The organism is Enterococcus gallinarum NBRC 100675 (assembly GCF_001544275.1).
GTDB lineage: Bacteria > Bacillota > Bacilli > Lactobacillales > Enterococcaceae > Enterococcus_D > Enterococcus_D gallinarum.
Map to the genome: position 1 here is coordinate 1 of NZ_BCQE01000063.1, position 3464 is coordinate 3464.

The window sequence follows — 3464 nt, forward strand, 5'->3', positions numbered from 1 at the left end:
ATCGATAGCTGTGAAGCTATCTTTTTTTTGCCATTTTGGAGCGGTCTTTCTACTAGCGGAAAGATCGCTCTTTTTTTGCAGATAAAAGTTAAAACTATTTTGAGGAACCAAAAGATCAGTCGATTTGTCGAATGTTTCAAAAAAGAAGCGTTTGCGGGAGAGTCCTTTTTTTCCTATAATAAGGAAAAGGGGAGATGACATGAAACAACAATTATTTTTTGATTTAGATGGTACGATCATTGATTCTAGCGAAGGAATCTATTCTTCGATTCGCTATGCACTGGAAAAATTAGGACATGAACCTCTCTCAACCGATGGATTGAGAGCCTTTGTTGGTCCACCACTGATTAATTCTTTTCGTGATCTAGGCTTTACAGAAGAGACTGCGCAGCGTGCTGTGAAATATTATCGGGAGAATTATCGAGAAAAAGGGATGTTTCAGATTACGCCTTACGAAAAAATCGAAACCACTTTGGCTGAACTTTCGGAAACACATGATGTCTTCATTGCTACGTCAAAACCAGAGATATTCGCAAAAGAAATTTTAAGTTACTTAGATTTTACAGATTACTTCAAAGGAATTTACGGAGCTGATCTTGAAAATAAGCGGGGAGAAAAAGCGGCAGTCCTTGCATATGCACTAGAGAAGGCGGATGGCAATACAAGTGCCTTAATGATTGGTGATCGAAGCCATGACATTCTAGGAGCAAAAGCCAATGGGTTATCCGCGATCGGTGTTCTTTATGGATTTGGTAGTGAGGAAGAACTACTTTCTGCAGGAGCAGTCGCCTTGGCAGAAAAACCCCTAGATTTGCTGGAATTGATCAGAATGGATCATGCTGGAAAATAAATGCAAAAAAGAGCTTAGAACAGAGGAAGAAAGGTGATTATCCCCGCGATGTTTGATTAGTAGCGGGACTTACTTCGACTCTTTTTTAAGCTCATGAATGTTATTTGATGGTAGTAGTTTTTAGGACTAAGACGTTATTATCCAGATAGCCACTCTCATTTTTCAAAACGAGGGTGCCGGAAGTCGGATGCACCATTAACTCGAGGTGACCAGTTAAAAACATTGTGTCGTACTCAGAAGTATAGAAAGTAAACAAATTGCTAGGGATCTCTAATGTAAAAGGAACAATGATTTCTTCAATAGGTGCGATCAAGAAACGCTCGCCAATCATACAGCAGCCTTCAGCAGAGGAAAACTGGTTGGAACCATCATTGGCTGTCAAGATAAATTGAGTTGTACCTTGTGGAAGACGTTGTGCTGCTTCTGTGGTAATCGTTAGCTCCATTTCTAGTACCTTCTTTCTATAAAAGCAATTGCTATTTTTCTTTGTTGGCTGATTGACTTGAACATAAAAAACTTATAAACAGATAACGAAAAGCATTGGACCAGATAGTTAGCTTGGGGAAGACGACTAAAAGGGCACACTGCTTCTTTTGTTATTTTAACATGGAAATGCTAAGATGCAAAGACTCAGGTGTTATTTCGTTCCTATCGTAGTAAGAAGTAGGCTATCAATCCGAGAATCACGAAAAAAAGACCAATATACAGAATAAAAGTTAACAGGGCTTGAAAGAATTGACGCATTGTCTTCACCTCAAATCAGTTGTTCACTATGATTCTAGCATGAAAGAGCCTGTTTGAATGAAATTCTAGAAATCTTTGTAGATGTTTAAGGTTTATTCATGGGAAATGAAGTAAAAAAACATATATTGCATGCAATTGGAACAGAAAAAATAAAAATAACAAAGCAGTTCATTCATGAATCTTTCAGCTGTCACCTAAATGTGGTAAACTAAAGAGGAGGGGATAAAAATGTTGCGTACATGTCAAAATGTTCTCGTTGCGTTAGATGGTTCTGAGCAATCAGAAAAGGCCTTTTGGGAAGCTGTCGATATTTGCAAACGAAACAAAGCCAAACTGTATGTCCTTTCAATCATTAACAATGCAGAGCTTTCAACGAGTGCTTATTCTTTTTCAAAGCTATTTGAACAGGAAAAGACGAGGGTTGAAACCGAGATGCTAAAGAAAATCTATGATGCAAATAACCATGGTGTCGAAGACGTTGCGGTGATCGTAGAGGTAGGAGACCCTAAGCGATTTATCATCCATGCAGCAACAGAAACTTATCCAATTGATCTAATCGTGATTGGTGCGACGGGTAAAGGAACTCTCACAAGAGCTGTAGTGGGATCGACAACTGACTATGTCGTCAACCATGCAAAATGTTCGGTATTTGTTGTGAAATAAACTATTGATTTGTTTGATCAAAAAAGGGAAATCAGGTAACTGCTGATTTCCCTTTTTTATTTGATGAAGTTTTGGATAACGTAATCTGATAGGTCTAAGTTGATTTATCAGATAGGAATCACACATGGTGAATACAACAAAATCTAGTGCAGTTGTACTATATCTAGTTGATATAGATTTGAGAAAAACTTTTATATTTTTATTCAGACATGAGGAAAGTATTATGGACAGCAGTAGTGTATCTATCGATGATTTTAGATTTGATTCTTTTCAATCAAGCAATTGGATTTGTTTGAAAACAAAATAATATTTTTTAGCTTCAATGATAGTGCTGTTTTGTGATTATATCTATAATTTGTACAGATTTCTCTTTATTTTATTGCTAGAATTTCATCCCGCCATGAAGTAAAATTTTAGTTGCATACATACTATGTGAAAAACGAAGGAAACAGATTATTTTAGTATCAGAATGGTGGAGAAAAATGACTACAAAAATTTGGAAGCGCTTCAAAATAGAGTTCTCAGTTTATGTCGGTATTGGTGTAGCAGTTTCTTTAGTAAGTGCTATTAATGTGTTTTATTTTCAAAAGTTGCTAGATGCATTTGGTCAAAGCATGCCTATTCTAAATCTAGTGATTTATGGATTGACAATTATCTTCGTTCCAATATTTTCTTATCTAGAACAAAAGCCTAAAATGAAACTCCAAAGTGGTATTTTCTTTTATTTAAAAGAAATGGCATTAGACAAGATTAGTAGAATTTCCTATTCGGAATATCTAAAGATTGGTTCGGGCTCGCTTTTGCAAAAAGTTGAGGCTGGGTCAAGCGCTGGTAGAAACATTCATTTAAACTTTTACGGAAGACTTTTTAGAGAGTTAATACCAGAAACTTTTTTTAATTTGTTTTTTATAGCGATAATCGATTTAAAATTAGTTCCAGCCATTTTAATCGGCTACATTTTTATCTTTATTGTAACCAAGTATTTGTTGAAAATATTAAAAGCTATAAAAGAAAACTCACTAATCTCTGAAGAAATAATGAATAATACTTTAATACGTGGCATCACAGAAATGGTTACTTTTCGAATAAATAAACGCTATAAAAAAGAAATAGCTAACTATCACGAAATGTCAATTTCTACAACAAACAATTTAATAAAAATGACAATGATACATGAATTTTTCTTTGGCTTTTTTGCTTTTCTAGG

The 3464-nt window shown here is 35.3% G+C and carries 4 protein-coding genes; 3 read left to right on the forward strand and 1 reads right to left on the reverse strand.

What is annotated here, in order from left to right; all coding sequences use genetic code 11:
- The first annotated feature begins 199 nt into the window (after positions 1–199).
- Positions 200–850 (forward strand): HAD-IA family hydrolase, encoded by a 651-nt coding sequence (locus EG2_RS17955; protein ID WP_003127307.1) that lies wholly within the window; start codon positions 200–202, stop codon positions 848–850.
- A gap of 100 nt (positions 851–950) precedes the next feature.
- Here EG2_RS17955 and EG2_RS17960 read toward each other — a convergent pair whose 3' ends face one another.
- Complete coding sequence (locus tag EG2_RS17960) at positions 951–1295, reverse strand: iron-sulfur cluster biosynthesis family protein (RefSeq protein ID WP_003127308.1); 345 nt, start codon at positions 1293–1295, stop codon at positions 951–953.
- A gap of 527 nt (positions 1296–1822) precedes the next feature.
- On the opposite strand from EG2_RS17960, the gene EG2_RS17965 reads away from it, so the two are divergent.
- Positions 1823–2257, forward strand: a complete 435-nt coding sequence (locus EG2_RS17965; RefSeq protein ID WP_003127309.1) for a universal stress protein — start codon at positions 1823–1825, stop codon at positions 2255–2257.
- A 482-nt stretch (positions 2258–2739) separates the two neighbouring features.
- Positions 2740–3464: ABC transporter ATP-binding protein (locus tag EG2_RS17970; RefSeq protein WP_082709603.1), on the forward strand; the 725-nt coding region annotated here is incomplete at its 3' end.